Source organism: Streptomyces sp. NPDC007991, from assembly GCF_042958445.1.
Classification (GTDB): domain Bacteria; phylum Actinomycetota; class Actinomycetes; order Streptomycetales; family Streptomycetaceae; genus Streptomyces.
Window position 1 is genome coordinate 84,405 of sequence record NZ_JBIBJD010000011.1, and the last position, 21,428, is coordinate 105,832.

The following is a 21,428-nucleotide window of genomic DNA, read 5'->3' on the forward strand; positions in this document are numbered from 1 at the left end:
TCACCGGCACGTCCCGGCGACCCGCGTACAGGCCCGGCGGCTCCGAGAGCCACCGGGCCTTCTTCAACGAGTGGGATCGGCTGATCCCGCAGCCATACGGAGATCAGCCCTTGGAGAGCGTGACCTGTGTCTCCTGCTGTCCGGTGTCGACCGTCACCGGGTAGTCCCGGTCATCCGCTCGGGCCCTGCTGCGGATCGTCGCGGTACCGGGCTGGAACGAGGTGCCGGCCTCCTGGCTGGTCAGGCTGACCGACCACGGGACGGGCGCGCCCGGGGTGCAGGCCACGGTCGTCTGGTACGACGCGCCCGGCGTCCCCTTCTTCTGGATCTGGAAGACCTGGCCGGCGAGCGAGACGCTCGCGGGCTTGTTGCACGTCACGGTGCCGCCGACGGTGATCCGCCCCTCAGGGACCTCCACCGTGCCCGCGGGGTCGGTCGTCATCCCCAGGGCGAGTTCGGCCGGGGGTTCGGGCATGACCGCGTGCACCGCGCCGCGCAGAGGCACCGTCGAGCCGTTGCAGTACTGCTCGAAGGTGGCATCGAGTTCGCTGACATAGCCGTAGGGGCCGAAGGCGATGTGCTCGATGGTGAAGGAACCGGAGGTGGTGCTGCACCACTTCTCGGTCCCGTTGTCGGTCCCGCTGAACGCCAGCTCCGGATCCTCCGGCCGGGCGTCGGGCCATTGCTTCGCCCCGGTGTAGGTCGTGCCCTCGGTCAGCTTCTGGCCATCGGGGGCGGCGACGATGAGACGCCACAGCGTGCCCTCCTCCGCGTCCACGGCGACGGTGAGACTGTTCCCGTCGGTGCTGCCCTGGACGTCGAACATCTGGACCGCCCCGGCCGTGTACGCGTACGACTGACCGCCTGACAGGGGCTCGCCCGCGTCGCCGCTGAAGCTCAGCGTTCCCGACGTCGCGCTGTAGGCCTGTGCGGTGCCCGCCAGCGGCGCGACCGCGAGCGCGACGGCCAGCGCCGCGACAACCCCCACCGTCCGGGCCAGGACGCGTCTGGGCATGGTGCTTCTCGTCAAGGTTCCCCCCAAGGGAATGGCTCTGGGAGGCCGACCGGCCTCACTGAAGAAGCGCCGGAGCGTCACCAGGCGTCACACTGGCCCCAAAAACCCCATGAGTTGACCTTCCTGGACGCCAAAGCCCCCCGGCCCAACTGGACCGGGGGACCTCTGTCCGCCCTCCGACGCCGATGGAGTCGGCTAGTGACCGCGCCTCAGCCGATCGACCCAACGGCCAAAACCTCGTCGTGAGCGTCGAGGCCGCGGTCGGTGAACCTGGGCGTCTGTCTGACGGGCTTCGCCAGGGCTGCGACCCCAGGAATCGTCAGGCGACAGGATCGGCGCCTTGCGTTCTGCTTGAGCTCGGATCTCAACGTGCGATTCGTGGGCAGTGACACGGAACGCCTCCTCGTAGGAGGCCAAGGCCGCACTTATGGCTCCGCCTGCAAGGCCCCGGCGGCGAATACGTGAGGCCAGCCATGCAAAGAAGCCCAGGACGGCGGCAAGTACACCGGTCGAGATCAGGAACGGTAAGAACGCATCCATGGGCACGAGCCTACTTACGCGGTGCCGCACGCCGGCTGCAAAGCCCCCGAGGCCACTCGCGAACGGCGCCCCCACCATCTCGGCCCAGCCAGATCGGCAAAGACCCCCAGCCGCTACCGACTGGGGGTCTTCTCGCTGGTGGGGCTAACAGGATTTGAACCTGTGGCCTCATCCTTATCAGGGATGCGCTCTAACCAACTGAGCTATAGCCCCGCCGCGCTCTGCGGGGTGTGTCCCGCGCGCTGACTCCTGAAGATTAGCGCACGACATGGGGAGTCCCAAAATCGGTTGTCGGGACAACGTCAAGGACGTCACTCGTCCTCGGCGAGCGTCAGCTCCACACCGCCCACGAAGCCCGCGGAGAGGTTGTAGATGAACGCGCCGAGCGTCGCGAGGGCCGTCGCCAGGACGACGTCGATGACCGCGATGATCGACGTGAACATCAGCACGTTGGGCAGCGACAGGAAGGCCTGGAGGTCGAAGCCGTTCGACTCGTTGGAGCCGGTCGCCTCGGAGATCGTGCCGCCGACCGTGGAGAAGACGCCCATCGCGTCCATCACCATCCACAGCACGGCGGCCGCCACGATCGTGCAGATGCCCAGGGCGATGGAGAGCAGGAAGCTGACCTTCATCACCGACCACGGGTCGGCCTTGGCCACGCGCAGACGGGCCTTGCGGACGCGCGGCGTGGTGCGCGCACCCGTACGCGGACGCCGTACGGCAGCGGCGGCGGCACCCGCACCGGCACCCGCCGGCTGCGCCGGGTAGGCCTGCGGCGGGTGGTACGGCCCGGCCGGCTGCTGTGCCTGCCGTTCCCCCGGCAGAGGGGAGGCCTCCCGCGCGGCCGGCTCGGGCTGCGGCTGGGCGCCGGATGCGGACGGGCCCGCTCCTGCGGTGTGCTGCTGGGTCTGCGGACCCTTGGTGTCCGTCACAGTTCCCCCCTGTGATTCATGCCCGTCAGGCGAGGACGCGTCCTTGGTCGGGGACTTGATCGCCTTCAGGTTCGTCGTGTGCGGGTCCGCCGCACGCGCGGCGGAGCCACGGCCGCCGTCGTCCCTGTCCGTACCCTTCGGGGTTCCGGTCGGTCCGGCGCCCGTGGCTCCGCTCACGCTGACTCACTCCTCGTGCTACTCGGCCGAGGGCGCCTCACCCTCGTCCGTGCCGACGGTCGCGGCACCTTCGGCGGTCTCGTCGACGACCACGTCGCCGTCGACCTCCTCCGCCTCGCGTCCCGCCTCGGCGTTGCGTGCGATGCCGACGACGGCATCGCGCTTGCCCAGATTGATCAGTTGGACGCCCATGGTGTCACGGCCGGTTTCCCTGATCTCGTTGACTCGCGTACGAATCACACCGCCGCCCAGCGTGATGGCGAGGATCTCGTCGGTCTCCTCGACCACCAGCGCGCCGACGAGAGAACCACGGTCCTCCACGATCTTGGCGGCCTTGATGCCGAGGCCGCCGCGACCCTGGACGCGGTACTCGTCGACGTTGGTCCGCTTCGCGTACCCGCCGTCGGTGGCAGTGAACACGAACGTACCGGGTCGAACAACATTCATCGAGAGCAGCTCGTCGCCCTCGCGGAAGCTCATGCCCTTGACACCCGAGGTCGCACGGCCCATGGGGCGCAGGGTTTCGTCCGAGGCGGTGAACCTGATCGACTGTGCCTTTTTGCTGATCAGAAGCAGATCGTCGTCCGACGAGACCAGTTCGGCGCCGATCAGTTCGTCGTCCGAACCGTCCTCTTGCGCACGAAGGTTGATCGCGATCACACCGCCGGAACGCGGCGAATCGTAATCCTTCAGAGGCGTCTTCTTCACAAGTCCGGCCTTGGTGGCGAGAACGAGGTACGGAACCGCCTCGTAGTCACGGATCGCCAGGATCTCGGCGATCGCCTCGTCGGGCTGGAAGGCGAGCAGGTTCGCGACATGCTGGCCGCGGGCGTCCCGGCCGGCGTCGGGAAGCTCGTAGCCCTTGACGCGGTAGACGCGGCCCTTGTTGGTGAAGAACAGCAGCCAGTGGTGCGTCGTGGACACGAAGAAGTGGTCGACGATGTCGTCTTCCTTGAGCTTCGTGCCGCGCACGCCCTTGCCGCCGCGCTTCTGGGCGCGGTAGTCGTCGGTCTTGGTGCGCTTGATGTAGCCGCCCCGGGTGACCGTGACGACGATGTCCTCCTCGGCGATCAGGTCCTCGATGGACATGTCGCCCTCGTACGGGATCAGCTTGGTCTTGCGGTCGTCGCCGTACTTCTCGACGATCGCGGTCAGCTCCGCGCTGACGATGCCCCGCTGACGGACCGGGGAGGCCAGGATCTGGTTGTACTCGTTGATCTTCGCCTGGAGTTCGTCGTGCTCCTGGACGATCTTCTGGCGCTCCAGGGCGGCCAGTCGGCGCAGCTGCATCTCGAGGATGGCGTTGGCCTGGATCTCGTCGATCTCCAGGAGGCTCATCAGGCCCCCGCGCGCGATCTCCACGGTGTCGCTGCGCCGGATCAGCGCGATGACCTCGTCGATGGCGTCCAGGGCCTTCAGCAGACCGCGCAGGATGTGCGCCCGCTCCTCGGCCTTGCGCAGGCGGAACTTCGTACGGCGGACGATGACCTCGATCTGGTGCGTCACCCAGTGGCGGATGAACGCGTCGAGCGAGAGCGTGCGCGGGACGCCGTCCACCAGCGCCAGCATGTTGGCGCCGAAGTTCGTCTGCAGGTCCGTGTGCTTGTAGAGGTTGTTGAGGACGACCTTGGCGACCGCGTCCCTCTTGAGCACGATGACGAGCCGCTGGCCCGTGCGGGACGACGTCTCGTCGCGGACGTCCGCGATGCCGCCGATCTTGCCGTCCTTGACCAGGTCGGCAATCTTCTGGGCGAGGTTGTCCGGGTTGACCTGGTACGGCAGTTCGGTGACCACCAGGCACTGGCGGTTCTGGATCTCCTCGACCTCGACGACCGCGCGCATCGTGATGGAGCCGCGGCCGGTGCGGTACGCCTCCTCGATGCCGTTGCGGCCGACGACGAGCGCGCCGGTCGGGAAGTCCGGGCCCTTGATGCGCTCGAGCAGCGCGTCCAGGAGCTCCTCGTGGGACGCCTCGGGGTTCTCCAGGTACCACTGGGCACCGGCCGCGACCTCGCGCAGGTTGTGCGGCGGGATGTTGGTCGCCATGCCGACCGCGATCCCAGCCGAGCCGTTGATCAGCAGGTTCGGGAAGCGGGCCGGCAGGACGGTCGGCTCCTGGGAGCGGCCGTCGTAGTTGTCCGTGAAGTCGACGGTCTCCTCGTCGATGTCACGGACCATCTCCATCGACAGCGGCGCCATCTTGCACTCGGTGTACCGCATGGCCGCCGCCGGGTCGTTGCCCGGGGAGCCGAAGTTGCCGTTGGAGTCGACGAGCGGCATGCGCATCGACCACGGCTGCGCGAGGCGGACCAGCGCGTCGTAGATGGAGGAGTCGCCGTGCGGGTGGTAGTTGCCCATGACGTCGCCGACGACGCGGGCGCACTTGTAGAAGCCGCGCTCGGGGCGGTAACCGCCGTCGTACATGGCGTACAGGACGCGGCGGTGGACGGGCTTGAGGCCGTCGCGGACGTCCGGCAGCGCACGCGAGACGATGACGGACATCGCGTAGTCGAGGTACGAGCGCTGCATCTCCGTCTCGAGCCCGACGGGCTCGACGCGCATGGCCAGGGCGTCACCCTCGGGCGTCGTCACGGGAGTGTTCTCGTCGGTCATTGCTGGTGAAGGTCCTTCCTGGTGCGGTCAGCTGAGACCGACTCAGATGTCGAGGAAGCGGACGTCCTTGGCGTTGCGCTGGATGAACGCGCGGCGGGCCTCGACGTCCTCACCCATGAGGACCGAGAACAGGTCGTCGGCCTGGGCGGCGTCGTCGAGGGTGACCTGGCCGAGGACGCGGTGCTCCTGGTCCATGGTCGTGATGCGCAGCTCTTCGGCGTTCATCTCGCCGAGGCCCTTGAAGCGCTGCACCGAGTCGTCCCGGATGCGCTTGCCGGCCTGGCGGCCCATCTCGATCAGGGCGTCGCGTTCGCGGTCGGAATAGGCGTACTCGAAGTCGTCCTTGCCCCACTTGATCTTGTAGAGCGGCGGACGCGAGAGGTACACGTGCCCGGCCTCGACCAGGGGCCGCATGAAGCGGAACAGGAAGGTCAGCAGCAGGGTGTTGATGTGCTGGCCGTCGACGTCGGCGTCCGCCATCAGGATGATCTTGTGATAGCGGAGCTTCTCGATGTCGAAGTCCTCGTGCACACCGGTGCCGAACGCGGAGATCATCGCCTGGATCTCCTGGTTCTGCAGGATCCGGTCGATGCGCGCCTTCTCGACGTTGAGGATCTTGCCGCGGATCGGGAGGATCGCCTGGTACTGCGGGTTCCGGCCGGACTTGGCCGAGCCGCCGGCGGAGTCACCCTCGACGATGAAGATCTCGCACTTGGTCGGGTCGTTCGACTGGCAGTCGGAGAGCTTGCCCGGCAGGGACGCGGTCTCCAGCAGGCCCTTGCGGCGGGTCAGGTCGCGGGCCTTGCGGGCCGCCACGCGCGCGGTGGCCGCCGCGATGCCCTTGCGGATGATGTCCGCGGCCTCGTTGGGGTTGCGGTCCAGCCAGTCGTTCAGGTGCTCGTAGACGACCCTCTGGACGAAGGTCTTGACCTCGGTGTTGCCCAGCTTGGTCTTCGTCTGGCCCTCGAACTGGGGCTCGCCCAGCTTGACCGAGATGATCGCGGTCAGACCCTCGCGGATGTCGTCACCGGTGAGGTTGTCGTCCTTCTCGCGCAGCAGCCTCTTGTCGCGGGCGTACTTGTTGATCAGCGAGGTCAGCGCGGCCCGGAAGCCCTCTTCGTGCGTACCGCCCTCGTGGGTGTGGATGATGTTGGCGAAGGAGTACACGCCCTCGGTGTAGCCGCCGTTCCACTGCATGGCGACCTCGAGGGACAGCTGCCGCTCCTTGTCCTCGGCCTCCAGGTCGATGACGGTGGGGTGAACCGCCTCGCCCTTGCGGGAGTTGAGGTACTTCACGAAGTCGACGATGCCGCCCTCGTAGTGGTACTTCACCGACTTGACCTCGGCGGTCTCGTCCGCGCCCGCCTCGTCCGCCCCGGAGGTGGCCTTCGCGGACTCACGCTCGTCGGTGAGGTTGATGCGCAGGCCCTTGTTGAGGAACGCCATCTCCTGGAAGCGCCGCGAGAGCGTCTCGAAGGAGTAGTCCGTGGTCTCGAAGATGTCCGGGTCCGCCCAGAAGGTGACCGAGGTGCCGGTCTCCTCGGTGGCCTCGTGCTTGGCGAGCGGCGCCGTGGGGACGCCCATCTTGTAGTCCTGCGTCCAGCGGTGGCCGTCGGTCTTGACCTCGACGGCGACCTTCGAGGACAGGGCGTTCACGACGGAGACACCCACGCCGTGCAGACCGCCGGAGACCGCGTAGCCGCCGCCGCCGAACTTGCCGCCCGCGTGCAGCACGGTCAGCACGACCTCAAGGGCCGGCTTGCCCTCGGAGGCGACGATGCCCACCGGGATGCCACGGCCGTTGTCGACGACCCGGACACCGCCGTCGGCCAGGATCGTCACGTCGATGGTGTCCGCGTGGCCGGCCAGCGCCTCGTCGACCGAGTTGTCGACGACCTCGTACACGAGGTGGTGCAGTCCTCGCTCACCGGTCGAGCCGATGTACATGCCGGGTCGCTTGCGGACCGCGTCCAGACCCTCGAGGACTGTGATGGCACTGGCGTCGTACGAAGCAGTGACTGAGGCCTCGGCGACTCCAGCCAGGGCCTCGACGGACGGGTTGTTCTCGTTGGGGTTGCCGGAATCGGCCACGAAGCGCCCTTTCTGGCACAGCACGAGCCAGGCTCGTCGGCGGGTTGCCGGAGCGGCTGCGGCATGTTGCGTTGGTAAGCCTTGATCAGCGTTGCTCAGCTTTTCCCGGACGGTCCCCACGATTGGGGCGGGATTGCTTCCAGTCTACCGGTAGCACTGACACTGATGGGGGTTTGCCGGTACCTGAGTCCGCATGTGCCGCCCTCAACCGGTCTTCCCCGACTCCCGATATGCGGATGGGGGCTCCAAGAGGCTCACGGAGGCACTCAGCGCTTCCGACCGTCAACCCATGGCTACTTAGGAGTCAGGTCGCGATTCGCAACCGTGTGCGGTGGTGTCGAGCGAGGGGCGCCGGGGCTCCCGACGGGCTGCCGACGGTCACTTTTGTGATGTCAGTCACTTGCTGTGGATCGGCGGGATGCAGGCACCGACCGGGCCCTCGCAGGGCCCCCGCGGAGGCCTCGCCGGGGCCCTCGGACAGCCTCGGGGAGCGGCTCCCGCCGCCTTCGGGGGCAGGACTCCCGTCAGCCGTAGGTGTCGCCCGGGCCGGTGCTCCCGGGGGCGCGCAGCGGGCCGTAGCGGCGGGTGGGCGCGCCGGGACCCTGCACCTTGATCATCTTCACCGTGCCGTGGCCCAGGTCCTCGTTGAGGCGTGCGACCAGGGTCGGGGCGAGCAGCCGCAGGTTCGTCGCCCAGGCCGTCGAGTCGCAGCGCACGGACAGGACGTGCTCGTCCTCGTCGTACCGCTCCGGCACACAGTGGTTGGCCACGTCCTCGCCGACGATCTGCGGCCAGCGGCCCATCACCCCGCCCACCGCGGCCGGGGCCTCCCAGCCGCGCTCGGTGATCAGCCGGTTGATCGCGGAGCCGAGCGCCATGGGATCGCGGCCGTCGGCGCGCGCGCCGGAGCGCAAACCGCCGCGGCGCGCCTGCTTCTTCTGCTGCGCCGCGTCCCCACGCGCGCGTGCGGCTTCCTTGGCGGCGCGGAGCGCCACGCGCGCGAGATCGACGCCGGACGGCTCGGGAGTCCGGGGCCCGGGGGTCGTCCCGGGCGGGCTCTCCGGGGTGTTCCCCGGTGGCCTGCCGAGAGGTGTTCCGGGTGTGTTCTCCGGTGTGTTCTCCGTCATACGCGCTCCACCGTCCCCTCGGACACGGCGAACCGAACCCCCGACAGCACATGCGGGACGTCGTCGTCGACCGCGGCCGTCACCAGGACCTGCTCGCCGGGCGCCACGAGCTCCGCGAGGCGCTCACGGCGGCGGGTGTCCAGCTCGGCGAAGACGTCGTCGAGGACCAGCACCGGCTCGTTGCCCTCGGCTCTGAGCAGGTCGTACGAGGCCAGGCGCAGGGCCAGCGCGTAGGACCAGGACTCGCCGTGCGAGGCGTAGCCCTTGGCGGGCAGCTGGCCGAGCTTGAGCAGCAGGTCGTCCCGGTGCGGGCCGACCAGGGTGACGCCCCGCTCGATCTCCTGCTTGCGGGCCTCGGCGAGCGCGGCCATCAGCTGCTCGAACAGGTCCTCGCGGGTGTGGGCCTCGCCCGGCGCGGACGGCTTGTACTCCAGGGCGACCGGGCCGCCGCCTGGGGCGAGCTGCTCGTACGCCTTGTCGGCGAGCGGCTGCACAGCGGCGATCAGGTCCAGGCGCTGGGCGAGCAACTCGGCGCCGGCGCGCGCGAGATGCTGGTCCCAGATGTCGAGCGTGGACATGTCCATGCTGCGACCGCCGTGCCGACGGGCGAGCGCGGCCGACTTCAGGAGGGTGTTGCGCTGCTTGAGGACCCGGTCGTAGTCGGAGCGGACCGCGGCCATACGCGGGGACCGGGCGGTGATCAGCTCGTCGAGGAAGCGGCGCCGCTCGCCCGGGTCGCCCTTGACCAGGGCGAGATCCTCGGGGGCGAACAGCACGGTCCGTACGATCCCCAGCACGTCACGCGGCTTGACCTGCGAGGACCTGTTGATCCGGGCCCGGTTGGCGCGCCCCGGGTTCAGCTCCAGCTCGATCAGCTGCTGCCGCTCGCCCTGCCGCACCTGCGCCCGGATGATCGCGCGCTCGGCGCCCATGCGGACCAGGGGGGCGTCGGAGGAGACGCGGTGGCTGCCGAGGGTGGCGAGATAGCCGACGGCCTCGACGAGGTTGGTCTTGCCCTGCCCGTTCGGGCCGACGAAGGCCGTCACCCCCGGATCGAGCGGTACCTCGACCCGGGGGTACGAGCGGAAGTCGGCCAGCGACAGATGCGTGACGTGCATGGTCGTTTCGCCGACCTCCCCAACCCTCGGGTGTTGCTTACTTGGTCTCGACCGCGTGGCCGCCGAACTGGTTCCGCAGCGCCGCGATCATCTTCATCTGGGGCGAGTCGTCCTGACGGGAGGCGAACCGCGCGAACAGCGAGGCGGTGATCGCCGGCAGTGGCACCGCGTGATCGATCGCGGCTTCCACAGTCCAGCGTCCCTCCCCGGAGTCCTGTGCGTAACCCCGGAGCTTGTCCAGGTGCTCGTCCTCGTCGAGCGCGTTGACCGCGAGGTCGAGCAGCCAGGAGCGGATGACCGTGCCCTCCTGCCAGGAGCGGAAGACCTCCCGGACGTCGGTCACGGAGTCGACCTTCTCCAGCAGCTCCCAGCCCTCGGCGTAGGCCTGCATCATCGCGTACTCGATGCCGTTGTGGACCATCTTCGCGAAGTGGCCCGCGCCGACCTTGCCCGCGTGCACCGAGCCGAAGTCGCCCTCCGGTTTGAGGGCGTCGAAGACCGGCCGCACCTTGGCGACGTTCTCCGCGTCGCCGCCGTACATCAGCGCGTAGCCGTTCTCCAGGCCCCAGACGCCGCCGGAGACACCGCAGTCGACGAAGCCTATGCCCTTGGCCGCCAGCTCCTCGGCGTGCTTCTCGTCGTCCGTCCAGCGGGAGTTGCCGCCGTCCACGACGACGTCGCCGGGCTCCAGCAGCTCGGCGAGCTCGTCGATGGTGGACTGCGTGGGCTCGCCCGCCGGGACCATCACCCAGATCACCCGCGGTCCGCTGAGCTTGCCCACAAGCTCCGGCAGGCTGTGGACATCGGCGAGGTCCGGGTTGCGGTCGTATCCGAAGACGGTGTGGCCCGCGCGGCGGATCCGCTCGCGCATGTTGCCGCCCATCTTGCCGAGGCCGACGAGACCGAGATCCATCAGTTGTGTTCCTTCGGTGTGCAGGTGTCCGACGTGGCGTTGCGGCACTTTCGTACCCACGTCCGAGCCTAAACCCGGACGCTCGCGCACATCTGTGGGCATACGCGCTCAGTCGTAGGCCCTCACCTGCGGGTTTGACCCCAGCCTGTGGACAACCGGTCGGAACTCAGCCGCTGAGCCGCACCGGCATGATCAGGTACTTGTAGGCCTCGTCCGCCTCGGCGTCCAGCGCCGGCTTGCCGCTGAGCAGCGCGGGCTTCGTGGACGTCGTGAAGGACAGCTGGGCGACCGGGGAGTCGATGGCGCTCAGGCCGTCCAGCAGGAACGTCGGGTTGAAGGCGATCGAGATGTCGTCGCCGTCCAGCTGGGCGTCGACCCTTTCCACAGCCTGTGCGTCGTCGCTGGAGCCGGCCTCCAGGATGAGCACGCCCTGCTCGAAGCTGAGGCGCACCGGGGTGTTCCGCTCGGCGACCAGGGCCACACGCTTGACGGCCTCCACGAAGGGGGCGGTCTCGATCACGGCGACGCTGTTGAACTCCGTCGGGAACAGCGTGCGGTACTTCGGCAGGTCGCCTTCCAGCAGGCGCGTCGTCGTACGGCGGCCGGCGCCCTCGAAGCCGATCAGGCCCTCGCCCGAGCCCGAGCCGGACAGCGCCAGGATGACCTGGTCGCCGCTCGTCAAGGCCTTGGCGGTGTCCAGCAGCGTCTTGGCGGGCACCAGGGCGACCGCGGAGGCTTCCGGGTTCTCCGGCTTCCACAGGAACTCGCGGACCGCGAAGCGGTAGCGGTCGGTGGAGGCCAGCGTGACCGTGTCCCCCTCGATCTCGATGCGGACGCCCGTGAGGACGGGCAGCGTGTCGTCGCGGCCGGCGGCGATCGCCACCTGGGCGGCGGCGGAGGCGAAGACCTCGCCGGGGACCGTGCCCGTCGCGTTCGGCATCTGCGGCAGCGCCGGGTACTCCTCCACGGGCAGGGTGTGGAGGGTGAACCGGGAGGAGCCGCAGACCACGGTCGCCCGTACACCGTCTGTGGAGATCTCCACCGGGCGGTTGGGCAGAGCGCGGCAGATGTCGGCGAGGAGGCGGCCGGAGACGAGCACCGTGCCCTCCTCCTCGACCTCGGCCTCCACGGACACGCGCGCGGAGACCTCGTAGTCGAAGCTGGACAGGCTCAGCTGGCCGTCCTCGGCCTTCAGCAGCAGGCCGGCGAGGACAGGCGCCGGCGGACGGGCCGGGAGGCTGCGTGCCGCCCAGGCCACTGCCTCCGCGAGTACGTCGCGTTCCACCCGGATCTTCACTGTTGCCGCCTCCTGCTGTTGCCGGCGCTTCTCGCTCTGCCTGGCCCTCGTCGTCTGTGTCGGTGTCGACGGTCCCTGGGATGGGGAGGACACCGGGGACCAGTCTGACGCACCGCACTGACAGTAGGTGCCTCTCGGGGTCAAGTCGTGACGAGGGGCGGTCGGGCGCCGGAGGGCGAGTTGTGCACAGGACCCGCTTCGAAACGAATTCCCAGCTCTCTCTAGTCGGGAGTAGTAGTAGGGCCTGTGGATACCGTGGATAACCACGTTTGCCCAGCTCAGAGCAGGAATTTTGTCCACTGGTCCTGTGGGTGACGGCAGTGGACAACCGGGGGTCTCTGTGGAGAACGGAAAGTTCTGCACACCCCATGCACAGGGAGAGGCGAGTTCTCCCCAGCGCCGTCCCCAGTTTTACCCACCTTTCCCACAGCCCAACCCGGCACCTTCGTGTGACGCCTTTCACTCGACCCGGTGAGGAGGCGCGTCGCGTTGCCGAACAGTGGACAGGGATGTGGAGAAGCTGGGGATCGCTGGGGACAACTGGCCTCAACCTGTGGGTTGCCGGTGGACAACTCGATGCACAGGCTGTGGATCCTCGCTCTGTCCACAGTCTGTGGATATCTTTCGTCCACGAATCCACATGCCACTGAGCTGGTCTGATGATCCCTCACCAGGTGTCCCTGTGGACACAGTCTGGACAACTTCCCGGTCCCCAGGGTGTGGACGGGAAAAAGTCACCGAATCTGTGGAGAGCGGCCGTAACCCGGCAGGTATTCGAACAGTCGGCGGCAGCGGCGTGACGGCGGTCAGCCGCCGTCACGCCGAAGGGCGCCCCCGGGAAACCTGCTCCGGGGGCGCCCTTCGGCGACGTACGACCGGCTGTGTCAGCCGTTCTTGATGCGGTTGGTCAGCTCGGTGACCTGGTTGTAGATCGAGCGGCGCTCGGCCATCAGATTGCGGATCTTGCGGTCGGCGTGCATGACCGTCGTGTGGTCACGGCCGCCGAACAGCGCGCCGATCTTCGGCAGCGACAGGTCCGTGAGCTCACGGCACAGGTACATGGCGATCTGCCGGGCGGTGACGAGGGCGCGGCCGCGCGAGGTGCCGCACAGGTCCTCGACGGTCAGCCCGAAGTAGTCCGCCGTCGCGCCCATGATCGCCGTGGACGTGATCTCGGGGGCCGAGTCCTCGCCGCCGGGGATCAGGTCCTTCAGGACGATCTCCGTCAGTCCCAGGTCGACCGGCTGCCGGTTGAGCGAGGCGAACGCCGTGACCCGGATGAGCGCGCCCTCCAGCTCGCGGATGTTGCGCGAGATCCGGGACGCGATGAACTCCAGCACCTCAGGCGGCGCGTTCAGCTGCTCCTGCACCGCCTTCTTGCGGAGGATCGCGATCCGCGTCTCCAGCTCGGGCGGCTGCACGTCCGTGATCAGACCCCACTCGAAACGGTTCCGCAGCCGGTCCTCCAGCGTGACCAGCTGCTTCGGCGGCCGGTCGCTGGACAGCACGATCTGCTTGTTGGCGTTGTGGAGGGTGTTGAAGGTGTGGAAGAACTCCTCCTGCGTCGACTCCTTGTCCGCCAGGAACTGGATGTCGTCGACGAGCAGGATGTCCATCTCGCGGTAGCGCTTGCGGAAGCTGTCGCCCTTGCCGTCGCGGATGGAGTTGATGAACTCGTTGGTGAACTCCTCCGAGCTCACGTACCGCACGCGTGTGCCCGGGTAGAGGCTGCGCGCGTAGTGCCCGATCGCATGCAGCAGGTGCGTCTTGCCGAGCCCGGACTCCCCGTAGATGAACAAGGGGTTGTACGCCTTCGCCGGTGCCTCGGCGACGGCGACCGCGGCGGCGTGCGCGAAGCGGTTGGAGGCGCCGATGACGAACGTGTCGAAGAGGTACTTCGGGTTCAGGCGCGCTGTGGGCTCCCCCGGGCCGGTCGCCGGCGCGGGCTGCGCGGCCAGCGGGCCGGGCGCACCGGTCGTGGGCAGGTTCGGGCCGACGGGGCCGCCACGGTGCACGTGCCCCGAGCCGGGCGGCGGCTCGGGCAGCTCCCGGCGGACCGGGTCGCGCTGGTCGTAGTCGGGGCGTGACGTGTCGTAGTCCGAGCGCGGCGCCTCGTATGAGGGGCGCTCCATGGACTGCGGGCGGTAGTCCTGGGACGGGGAGCCGTAGGCGTCCTGGGGGGACGAGCCGTAGGAGTCCTGCGACGACCCGTGCGATCCGTAGGAGTCCTGGGACCCGTGGGACCCCGGAGAACCCTGTGACCCGTGGGATCCACGTGATCGCTGTGATCCATAGGAGTCCTGCGAGGAACCATGCGAACCATGGGATCCGTACGAGTCCTGGCTGCCATATGAGTCCTGGGTGCCGTACGAGTCCTGGGTGCCGTACGAGTCCTGGCTCGGTGACGCGTACGGGTCACGCTCGGGGAAGCCGAGGCGCTGCTGCTGCCAGCCGTAGTCGTCCTGCGTCGGCCGAGGCCAGGAGCCGGGTTCGGGGCGCTGGTACTCGGACGGATAGGCGGGGCGGGCGGAGGGGAGCTGATCTCCGCGCGTAGGCGGGAGCTGGTCGCCGGCCGTTCCCGGCAGAGGCTCGGCGCGGTGGCGGCCGTACCCCTCGTAACCGTCGCGGTCCTGGCGCGGGGCCGGAAGCTCGGGCTCGTCGTAACGCGACTGGGGACGGGCCGGGGGCCCCGCCGCGGCCGGGGGGTCGCCCGCGGAGTCGTCGACGGTGATCGCGATCCGGATCGGGCGGCCGCACTCGCGGCTCAGGGTCTCGCTGACGACAGGCGCCAGGCGGCCCTCGAGTACGCCCTTCGCGAATTCGTTCGGTACGGCGAGCAGGGCCGTGTCCGCGACCAGCGCGAGCGGCTGGCAGCGCCGGATCCAGTGCTCGTCCTTCGACTCGACGCCCTGGCCGCGGCCCTCCCCGAGGAGCTGCTCCAATACGCGTGGCCACACTGCGGCAAGATCGGCAGGTACGTCAGCCACAGGGCACGCTCTCTCACAGGTCCCACGAACGTGTGGTTCCGGGACGGCTCGGGATGTAAATCGGGCGGGGCAGGGATAAGGGAACGAATCGAAGTTCCGTCACGGTAGTCAGGGCGGCCACTGCGGTTCAAGTTGTTGTCCCCAGCCTGTGGACAAGTGTGTCCGGGCGGCTGCTGGTTTGACCGGATGGCGTAGCCGCGCGTACCGTAACCAGGTCGAGTTGTCGATGGCTGCTGCCGCCTGCCTCCGATGGGCACAGATCATTTGGGTGATCGGTAAGCGGTGCACTCGGGCGTAACTGCGAGCTACTCGTGGGCGCACGGTGACAGCCAGGACGGCACCCCGCAACTACCGAATCTTTCTGGAGCCCCCGAGTGAGCAAGCGCACCTTCCAGCCGAACAACCGTCGTCGCGCGAAGACCCACGGCTTCCGGCTGCGTATGCGCACCCGTGCCGGCCGCGCGATTCTCGCGTCCCGCCGTAGCAAGGGTCGCGCCCGTCTGTCCGCCTGATCCCGGTCAGGTCATGACGTCGTGCTGCCCACCGAGAACCGGCTGAGGCGGCGCGAGGACTTCGCGACCGCGGTTCGGCGAGGCCGCCGGGCAGGACGCCCGCACCTCGTCGTCCACCTTCGTAGCGGTGCCACGGACCCGCATGCGCCTGGGGAGAGCGCTCCCCCGACGCGTGCGGGTTTCGTCGTGAGCAAAGCCGTGGGTGGTGCGGTCGTACGCAACAAAGTGAAGCGCAGGCTTCGCCATCTGATGCGCGACCGAGTCGCCCAGCTGCCCCCCGGTAGCCTGGTAGTGGTACGAGCGCTGCCCGGTGCGGGCGACGCCGACCACGCACAGCTGGCCCGAGACCTGGACGCCGCCCTTCAGCGGCTGCTGGGAGGGGGCGCGCGATGAAGTACCCGTTGCTTGCTCTGATCAAGCTCTACCAGTGGACGATCAGTCCGCTGCTCGGGCCGGTCTGCAAGTACTACCCATCGTGCTCCCACTACGGCTTCACGGCCATCGACCGGCACGGTGCCATCAAGGGAACGGCACTCACGGCCTGGCGCATCCTGCGGTGCAACCCGTGGTCGCTGGGTGGTGTGGACCATGTCCCGCCGCGCAAGCGCCCGCGGTGGCACGAAATGCTGCGTAACGCGTGGCGTGCACGCAAGGGCGGGCCCTCCGCCGCCGACCCGGACATCGAAGGACAGACTTCTCCCACAAGTCCCCCGAGTCCTTCGAGCCCGGCCGCAGAGACACCGTCCCATGCCCAAGGAGCATGATTAGTGGACACGATTGCCAGCCTCTTCAGCTTCATCACCACACCCGTCTCCTGGGTCATCGTCCAGTTCCACTCGGTGTACGGCGCCATCTTCGGCCCCGACACCGGGTGGGCCTGGGGCCTGTCGATCGTGTCCCTGGTGATCCTGATCCGTATCTGCCTGATCCCGCTCTTCGTGAAGCAGATCAAGTCGACCCGGGCCATGCAGACGCTGCAGCCCGAGATGAAGAAGATCCAGGAGCGCTACAAGAACGACAAACAGCGTCAGTCCGAAGAGATGATGAAGCTGTACAAGGAGACGGGCACCAACCCGCTCTCCTCGTGCCTTCCCATCCTGGCGCAGTCGCCGTTCTTCTTCGCCCTGTACCACGTGCTCAACGGCATCGCCACGGGCGACACCATCGGCGTGATCAACAAGAGCCTGCTGGAGAGTGCGCAGAAGGCACACATCTTCGGTGCGCCGCTGGCGGCGAAGTTCACCGACAGCGCGTCGAAGGTGGAAGCACTCGGTGCCTCCCTCACCGACGTGCGCGTGGTCACCGCCATCATGATCGTCCTGATGTCGGCGTCGCAGTTCTTCACCCAGCGCCAGCTGATGACGAAGAACGTCGACACCACGGTGAAGACGCCGTTCATGCAGCAGCAGAAGATGCTGATGTACGTCTTCCCCGTCATGTTCGCCGTCTTCGGCATCAACTTCCCGGTCGGTGTCCTCGTCTACTGGCTGACCACCAACGTGTGGACCATGGGCCAGCAGATGTACGTGATCCACAACAACCCGACCCCGGGTTCCAAGGCCCAGGCCGCGTACCTGGAGCGCCTGCACAAGCACGTCACCACGAACGGCAAGGTCAGCCGGCGCCGTGACAAGGTCATCGTGAAGGCGATCGTCGCCAAGGGACGCGACCGCAACGAGTTCGAGCGCAAGTTCGTCAACGGCCTCAGCAAGGCCGGCCTCGCCGCTCAGACCGACGGCACCGTGATCAAGAGCGACACCGCTGCCGTCGTCGAGGCCGAGGACGGTACGCCGACCACCACCGGCACGCCGAAGCGTCAGCAGCCCAAGCGGCAGACCAAGGCACAGCGCCAGTCCGCTGCCGCCAAGGCGGCCGAGGAGTCCGAGCAGAAGACATCGCTCACCAAGTCCGACGGACCCGAGGACGCCAAGCCCGCCGCCGCTGCCAAGAAGGGCGGCGCGAAGTCCGGCAGCGGTACCCGCAGCAAGGCCCAGTCCGGACAGCGCAAGGGTCCGCAGCGGCCCAAGTCCCCGTCCAAGAAGTAAGAAGGAGTCCATCCCGTGACGGAAGGCACCACCTCCGCCGCTGCCGAGGGTGCAGACACCCTGACTCGCCTGGAGCAGGAGGGCGAGATCGCGGCGGACTACCTGGAGGGTCTGCTCGACATCGCCGACCTCGACGGCGACATCGACATGGACGTCGAGGCCGACCGTGCCTCTGTCTCGATCATCAGCGACACGGGCAGCTGCGACCTCCAGAAGCTGGTCGGCCGTGACGGTGAGGTGCTGGAGGCGCTCCAGGAGCTCACCCGTCTGGCCGTGCACCGTGAGACCGGTGACCGCAGCCGGCTGATGCTCGACATCGCGGGATACCGCGCCCGGAAGCGCTCCGAGCTGTCCGAGCTGGGCGCCAAGGCCGCCGCCGAGGCCAAGAGCAGCGGTGAGGCCGTGAGGCTGGAGCCGATGACGCCGTTCGAGCGCAAGGTCGTGCACGACGCGGTCAAGGCCGCGGGCCTGCGCAGCGAGTCCGAGGGCGAGGAGCCGCAGCGCTTCGTCGTCGTGCTTCCGGCCTGATCGGCCTCTACGTTCCCCGGCCCCGTCTGTTGCGCAGGCGGGGCCGAACTTTGTCAGCCTGATAGTTCTGGTGGTTCTGGTGTCGGCGCGCGTGCGCTGACGCGGTACGGAAGGACGGTCCCCCGTGACGGAGGCAGCGGAGCTTCCCCCCGCGCCCGAGCAGGCGCGCGAGGTGTTCGGTGATCGCTTCGCGGATGCGGTGCGGTACGCCGAGCTGCTCGCTGAGGCAGGCGTGCAGCGCGGTCTCATCGGCCCGCGTGAAGTGCCCCGCCTGTGGGAGCGGCACCTGCTGAACTGCGCGGTGCTCTCGGAGGTCGTGCCCGAGGGCGTGACGGTGTGCGATGTCGGCTCGGGCGCGGGACTCCCCGGCATTCCGCTGGCGCTGGTCCGGGAGGACCTGAAGATCACGCTGCTGGAGCCGCTGCTGCGGCGCACCAACTTCCTCTCCGAAGTCGTGGAACTGCTCGGTCTCGATCATGTGACCGTCGTGCGCGGCCGGGCCGAGGAGGTCATGGGGAAGATCCAGCCCGTCCACGTCGTGACGGCCCGGGCTGTCGCGCCCCTCGACCGCCTCGCCGCGTGGGGCATCCCACTGCTGCGGCCGTACGGGGAGATGCTCGCGCTCAAGGGCGACACCGCCGAGGAGGAGCTGAAGAGCGCGTCCTCGGCACTCAGCAAGCTGGGCGCTGTGCAGACGTCTATCCTGCATGTTGGTGAGGGCGTGGTGGATCCGATGTCCACGGTCGTACGGGTCGAGGTCGGGGAGAGCCCCGGCGGGGTGCGCTTCGCGGCGAAGCGCGCCAAGGCCGCTCGCACGGGACGGGCCCGTCGGCGACGCTGATCCGTCCTGAGGACGAGACGTACTCCACACAAGCTGGCAAACGTACGCAAGCCGGAGTGTCGCGGCAGTTCCGCCTCGGCTGCTGTGCATCGTGTTTCACGTGAAACGTCGCTCACTGCTGCACGGCATCATCAGTCGTGGCCGCGCTGCGGCCGAACCCCGCGACCGTAAGCCTCTCGGGTCACTCGATGAGGGAACTGAGTTGTCCACAGAGGTGGATTTCTCCACAGAACGGAAGGCCTCACTGGTTCGCGACCCCGAAGACATGGGAGGCTCTGTTCATTGCGAGCCTGAAGTCGAGGAGAGTGAATCCTTGCGGTCCGACGCCAACATCGCGGGACCGATGACCGATCCGGTCCCCGGTCCCCGTACCGAGTCGATGGGGGCGGATGTTTCACGTGAAACACCGCCTCCAATGGACGACACTCCCATCGGTCGTGCTGCCCAACTGGCGGTGGAGGCTCTAGGCCGCGCCGGCGAGGGCCTGCCACGGCCCGAGCAGACCCGAATCATGGTGGTCGCCAACCAGAAGGGGGGTGTGGGTAAGACGACGACAACCGTCAACCTTGCCGCATCGCTGGCCCTGCATGGTGGCCGGGTCCTGGTCGTCGACCTCGACCCACAGGGCAACGCATCCACCGCGCTGGGCATCGACCATCACGCCGAAGTCCCGTCCATCTACGACGTGTTGGTGGAGAGTAAGCCGCTCTCCGAGGTCGTCCAGCCGGTCCCCGATGTCGAGGGTCTCTTCTGTGCCCCCGCCACGATCGATCTCGCCGGTGCGGAGATCGAGCTGGTGTCCCTGGTGGCACGGGAAAGCCGGCTGCAGCGCGCCATCCAGGCGTACGAACAGCCGCTGGACTACATCCTCATCGACTGTCCGCCCTCGCTCGGCCTCCTGACGGTCAATGCGTTGGTGGCGGGCCAGGAGGTTCTCATTCCGATCCAGTGCGAGTACTACGCGCTGGAAGGCCTGGGTCAGTTGCTGCGTAACGTCGACCTTGTGCGGGGGCACCTCAACCCCGCCCTGCATGTGTCGACCATCCTCCTCACCATGTACGACGGCCGGACGCGGCTCGCGTCCCAGGTCGCGGAAGAGGTGCGCACCCACTTCGGTGACGAGGTGTTGCGGACGAGCATTCCCAGGTCCGTCCGTATCTCCGAGGCACCGAGTTATGGGCAGACGGTCCTGACTTACGATCCTGGATCGAGTGGTGCCCTCTCTTATCTTGAGGCGGCACGAGAGATCGCGCTGAAGGGCGTCGGCATCAGTTATGACGCGACTCCCCATATCGGCGCACAGCAGAACGATCCGAGCATGGTGGAGGGCATCCAGTGAGCGAGCGACGGAGGGGGTTGGGCCGTGGTCTCGGCGCACTGATCCCTGCTGCGCCGACGGAGAAGTCGGTGGCCCAGGCTGCGGCAGGGGGCGCCGCTCCCACGTCCCCCGCGGCAGTGCCTGTGCTGCCGAACGACCGTGGGGTGGCTGCGGCGAAGGTGGCGACCCTGCCCAATGTTTCACGTGAAACAGAGGAGCCGGCACAGCCCAGTGCTCCCGCCACGCCTGCGGCGCCTATCGGTGCGCACTTCGCCGAGATCCCCCTCGACTCCATCACGCCGAACCCGCGGCAGCCGCGTGAGGTCTTCGACGAGGACGCGCTGGCCGAGCTCATCACCTCCATCAAGGAAGTGGGGCTCCTCCAGCCGGTCGTCGTACGGCAGGTGGGTCCCGCCCGCTACGAGCTCATCATGGGCGAGCGCCGGTGGAGGGCCTGCCGCGAGGCGGGGCTTGAGGCGATCCCGGCGATCGTGCGCGCCACGGAGGACGAGAAGCTCCTCCTGGACGCTCTGCTGGAGAACCTGCACCGCGCCCAGCTGAACCCGCTGGAAGAGGCAGCCGCCTACGACCAGTTGCTGCGGGACTTCAACTGCACGCACGACCAGCTGGCGGACCGCATCGGCCGATCCCGCCCCCAGGTCTCCAACACCCTGCGCCTGCTGAAGCTCTCTCCGGCGGTGCAGCGCCGGGTCGCCGCCGGAGTGCTCTCCGCCGGTCATGCTCGGGCCCTGCTGTCCGTAGAGGACTCGGAGGAGCAGGACCGGCTCGCCCACCGCATCGTGGCCGAGGGGCTGTCGGTGCGGGCCGTCGAGGAGATCGTGACCCTGATGGGGTCGCGTCCTCAGAAGGCTCAGCGGCCCAAGGGCCCGCGTGCCGGTGCTCGGGTCTCTCCTGCGCTGTCCGAGCTCGCCACACGGCTCTCGGACCGCTTCGAGACGCGGGTGAAGGTCGACCTGGGGCAGAAGAAGGGCAAGATCACCGTCGAGTTCGCCTCCATGGAGGATCTTGAGCGGATCCTCGGCTCACTCGCTCCTGGCGAGGGGCCGGTTCTGCAGAAGAGCCTGCTGGAGGGTGACCCCGAGGAGAGCGAGTCCTGAGCCTCCGGCGAGAGCCGCTGTTGTGGATGACAGAGCGGGCCATGTCCGGTGTGTGCCGGAACGTGGCCTGCTCTTTCCTTTTTGGCGGTATCGATGGAATCGCATCGTGGATACGATGCGTTCGGATACGGCGCAACCACCCGGCAGCACCTCTGAGAGGAAGACAGGGGCCATGCGAACGATGAGCCGCACTGGACTGGTGAGCGCCGGTCTGGGGCTGGGAGCAGTCGGTGGGTTCATCGGCAGTCTCCTCAGG

The 21,428-nt window shown here is 68.2% G+C and carries 17 protein-coding genes and 1 tRNA gene; 8 read left to right on the plus strand and 10 right to left on the minus strand.

What is annotated here, in order from left to right; translation table 11 throughout:
- Nucleotides 1-103: 103 nt before the first annotated feature.
- The 10 genes from ACFZDA_RS29625 to dnaA all read right to left on the minus strand — a co-directional run bounded on the left by ACFZDA_RS29625 (nt 104) and on the right by dnaA (nt 14,810).
- Nucleotides 104-1,015 carry a hypothetical protein gene (locus tag ACFZDA_RS29625; RefSeq protein WP_391087467.1) on the minus strand — a complete coding sequence of 304 codons (912 nt, stop codon included), beginning with the start codon at nt 1,013-1,015 and terminating at the stop codon, nt 104-106.
- Nucleotides 1,016-1,691: 676 nt separating this feature from the next.
- Nucleotides 1,692-1,768: transfer RNA gene (locus tag ACFZDA_RS29630), tRNA-Ile, on the minus strand.
- Between the two features lie 98 nt (nt 1,769-1,866).
- Nucleotides 1,867-2,664 carry a DUF3566 domain-containing protein gene (locus tag ACFZDA_RS29635; protein ID WP_391087470.1) on the minus strand — a complete coding sequence of 266 codons (798 nt, stop codon included), beginning with the start codon at nt 2,662-2,664 and terminating at the stop codon, nt 1,867-1,869.
- A gap of 18 nt (nt 2,665-2,682) precedes the next feature.
- Nucleotides 2,683-5,277, minus strand: coding sequence for a DNA gyrase subunit A (gyrA, locus tag ACFZDA_RS29640; RefSeq protein WP_391087472.1), 2,595 nt, complete (start codon nt 5,275-5,277; stop codon nt 2,683-2,685).
- A gap of 42 nt (nt 5,278-5,319) precedes the next feature.
- The gene (gyrB, locus tag ACFZDA_RS29645) at nt 5,320-7,368 is read right to left on the minus strand and encodes a DNA topoisomerase (ATP-hydrolyzing) subunit B (protein WP_208641457.1); all 2,049 of its coding nucleotides are present in this window, start codon (nt 7,366-7,368) and stop codon (nt 5,320-5,322) included.
- A 524-nt stretch (nt 7,369-7,892) separates the two neighbouring features.
- Nucleotides 7,893-8,495, minus strand: a complete 603-nt coding sequence (locus ACFZDA_RS29650) for a DciA family protein (protein ID WP_391087474.1) — start codon at nt 8,493-8,495, stop codon at nt 7,893-7,895.
- Nucleotides 8,492-9,613: a DNA replication/repair protein RecF gene (gene recF, locus ACFZDA_RS29655; RefSeq protein ID WP_391087478.1), complete on the minus strand. Its 1,122-nt coding sequence runs from the start codon at nt 9,611-9,613 to the stop codon at nt 8,492-8,494. Before recF ends, ACFZDA_RS29650 begins: the two co-directional genes overlap by 4 nt.
- Nucleotides 9,614-9,650: 37 nt before the next feature.
- A complete protein-coding gene (gene gnd, locus ACFZDA_RS29660; RefSeq protein ID WP_391087481.1) occupies nt 9,651-10,526 on the minus strand; it encodes a phosphogluconate dehydrogenase (NAD(+)-dependent, decarboxylating) in 876 nt (291 codons plus the stop codon).
- A 166-nt stretch (nt 10,527-10,692) separates the two neighbouring features.
- Nucleotides 10,693-11,823 (minus strand): DNA polymerase III subunit beta, encoded by a 1,131-nt coding sequence (gene dnaN, locus ACFZDA_RS29665; protein WP_391087484.1) that lies wholly within the window; start codon nt 11,821-11,823, stop codon nt 10,693-10,695.
- An 884-nt stretch (nt 11,824-12,707) separates the two neighbouring features.
- Entirely contained in the window at nt 12,708-14,810 is a 2,103-nt protein-coding gene (gene dnaA, locus ACFZDA_RS29670; protein ID WP_391087487.1) for a chromosomal replication initiator protein DnaA, read from the minus strand.
- Nucleotides 14,811-15,184: 374 nt separating this feature from the next.
- On the opposite strand from dnaA, the gene rpmH reads away from it, so the two are divergent.
- The 8 genes from rpmH (at nt 15,185) to ACFZDA_RS29710 (ending at nt 21,172) form a co-directional block, all read left to right on the plus strand.
- On the plus strand, nt 15,185-15,322 hold the full coding sequence (gene rpmH, locus ACFZDA_RS29675) for a 50S ribosomal protein L34 (RefSeq protein WP_003956500.1): 138 nt from the start codon (nt 15,185-15,187) through the stop codon (nt 15,320-15,322).
- Nucleotides 15,323-15,343: 21 nt separating this feature from the next.
- Nucleotides 15,344-15,715 (plus strand): ribonuclease P protein component, encoded by a 372-nt coding sequence (gene rnpA / locus ACFZDA_RS29680; protein ID WP_082319883.1) that lies wholly within the window; start codon nt 15,344-15,346, stop codon nt 15,713-15,715.
- Nucleotides 15,712-16,086 (plus strand): membrane protein insertion efficiency factor YidD, encoded by a 375-nt coding sequence (gene yidD / locus ACFZDA_RS29685; RefSeq protein ID WP_020273090.1) that lies wholly within the window; start codon nt 15,712-15,714, stop codon nt 16,084-16,086. Before rnpA ends, yidD begins: the two co-directional genes overlap by 4 nt.
- 3 nt (nt 16,087-16,089) lie before the next feature.
- A complete protein-coding gene (gene yidC / locus ACFZDA_RS29690; protein ID WP_391087490.1) occupies nt 16,090-17,367 on the plus strand; it encodes a membrane protein insertase YidC in 1,278 nt (425 codons plus the stop codon).
- Nucleotides 17,368-17,382: 15 nt separating this feature from the next.
- Nucleotides 17,383-17,895: a R3H domain-containing nucleic acid-binding protein gene (locus ACFZDA_RS29695; RefSeq protein ID WP_391087492.1), complete on the plus strand. Its 513-nt coding sequence runs from the start codon at nt 17,383-17,385 to the stop codon at nt 17,893-17,895.
- 124 nt (nt 17,896-18,019) lie between these two features.
- The gene (gene rsmG, locus ACFZDA_RS29700; RefSeq protein ID WP_391087495.1) at nt 18,020-18,736 is read left to right on the plus strand and encodes a 16S rRNA (guanine(527)-N(7))-methyltransferase RsmG; all 717 of its coding nucleotides are present in this window, start codon (nt 18,020-18,022) and stop codon (nt 18,734-18,736) included.
- A gap of 265 nt (nt 18,737-19,001) precedes the next feature.
- A complete protein-coding gene (locus ACFZDA_RS29705; protein WP_391088091.1) occupies nt 19,002-20,075 on the plus strand; it encodes an AAA family ATPase in 1,074 nt (357 codons plus the stop codon).
- Nucleotides 20,072-21,172 carry a ParB/RepB/Spo0J family partition protein gene (locus ACFZDA_RS29710; protein WP_391087498.1) on the plus strand — a complete coding sequence of 367 codons (1,101 nt, stop codon included), beginning with the start codon at nt 20,072-20,074 and terminating at the stop codon, nt 21,170-21,172. Before ACFZDA_RS29705 ends, ACFZDA_RS29710 begins: the two co-directional genes overlap by 4 nt.
- Nucleotides 21,173-21,428 lie beyond the last annotated feature (256 nt).

Excerpts from the sequence above, each read along its gene's own strand:
- recF (WP_391087478.1), bottom strand. The coding sequence starts at position 9,613 with ATGCACGTCACGCATCTGTCGCTGGCCGACTTCCGCTCGTACCCCCGG.
- ACFZDA_RS29625 (WP_391087467.1), bottom strand. The coding sequence starts at position 1,015 with ATGCCCAGACGCGTCCTGGCCCGGACGGTGGGGGTTGTCGCGGCGCTG.
- yidD (WP_020273090.1), top strand. The coding sequence starts at position 15,712 with ATGAAGTACCCGTTGCTTGCTCTGATCAAGCTCTACCAGTGGACGATC.
- gnd (WP_391087481.1), bottom strand. The coding sequence starts at position 10,526 with ATGGATCTCGGTCTCGTCGGCCTCGGCAAGATGGGCGGCAACATGCGC.
- ACFZDA_RS29650 (WP_391087474.1), bottom strand. The coding sequence starts at position 8,495 with ATGACGGAGAACACACCGGAGAACACACCCGGAACACCTCTCGGCAGG.
- gyrA (WP_391087472.1), bottom strand. The coding sequence starts at position 5,277 with ATGACCGACGAGAACACTCCCGTGACGACGCCCGAGGGTGACGCCCTG.
- ACFZDA_RS29705 (WP_391088091.1), top strand. The coding sequence starts at position 19,002 with ATGGGAGGCTCTGTTCATTGCGAGCCTGAAGTCGAGGAGAGTGAATCC.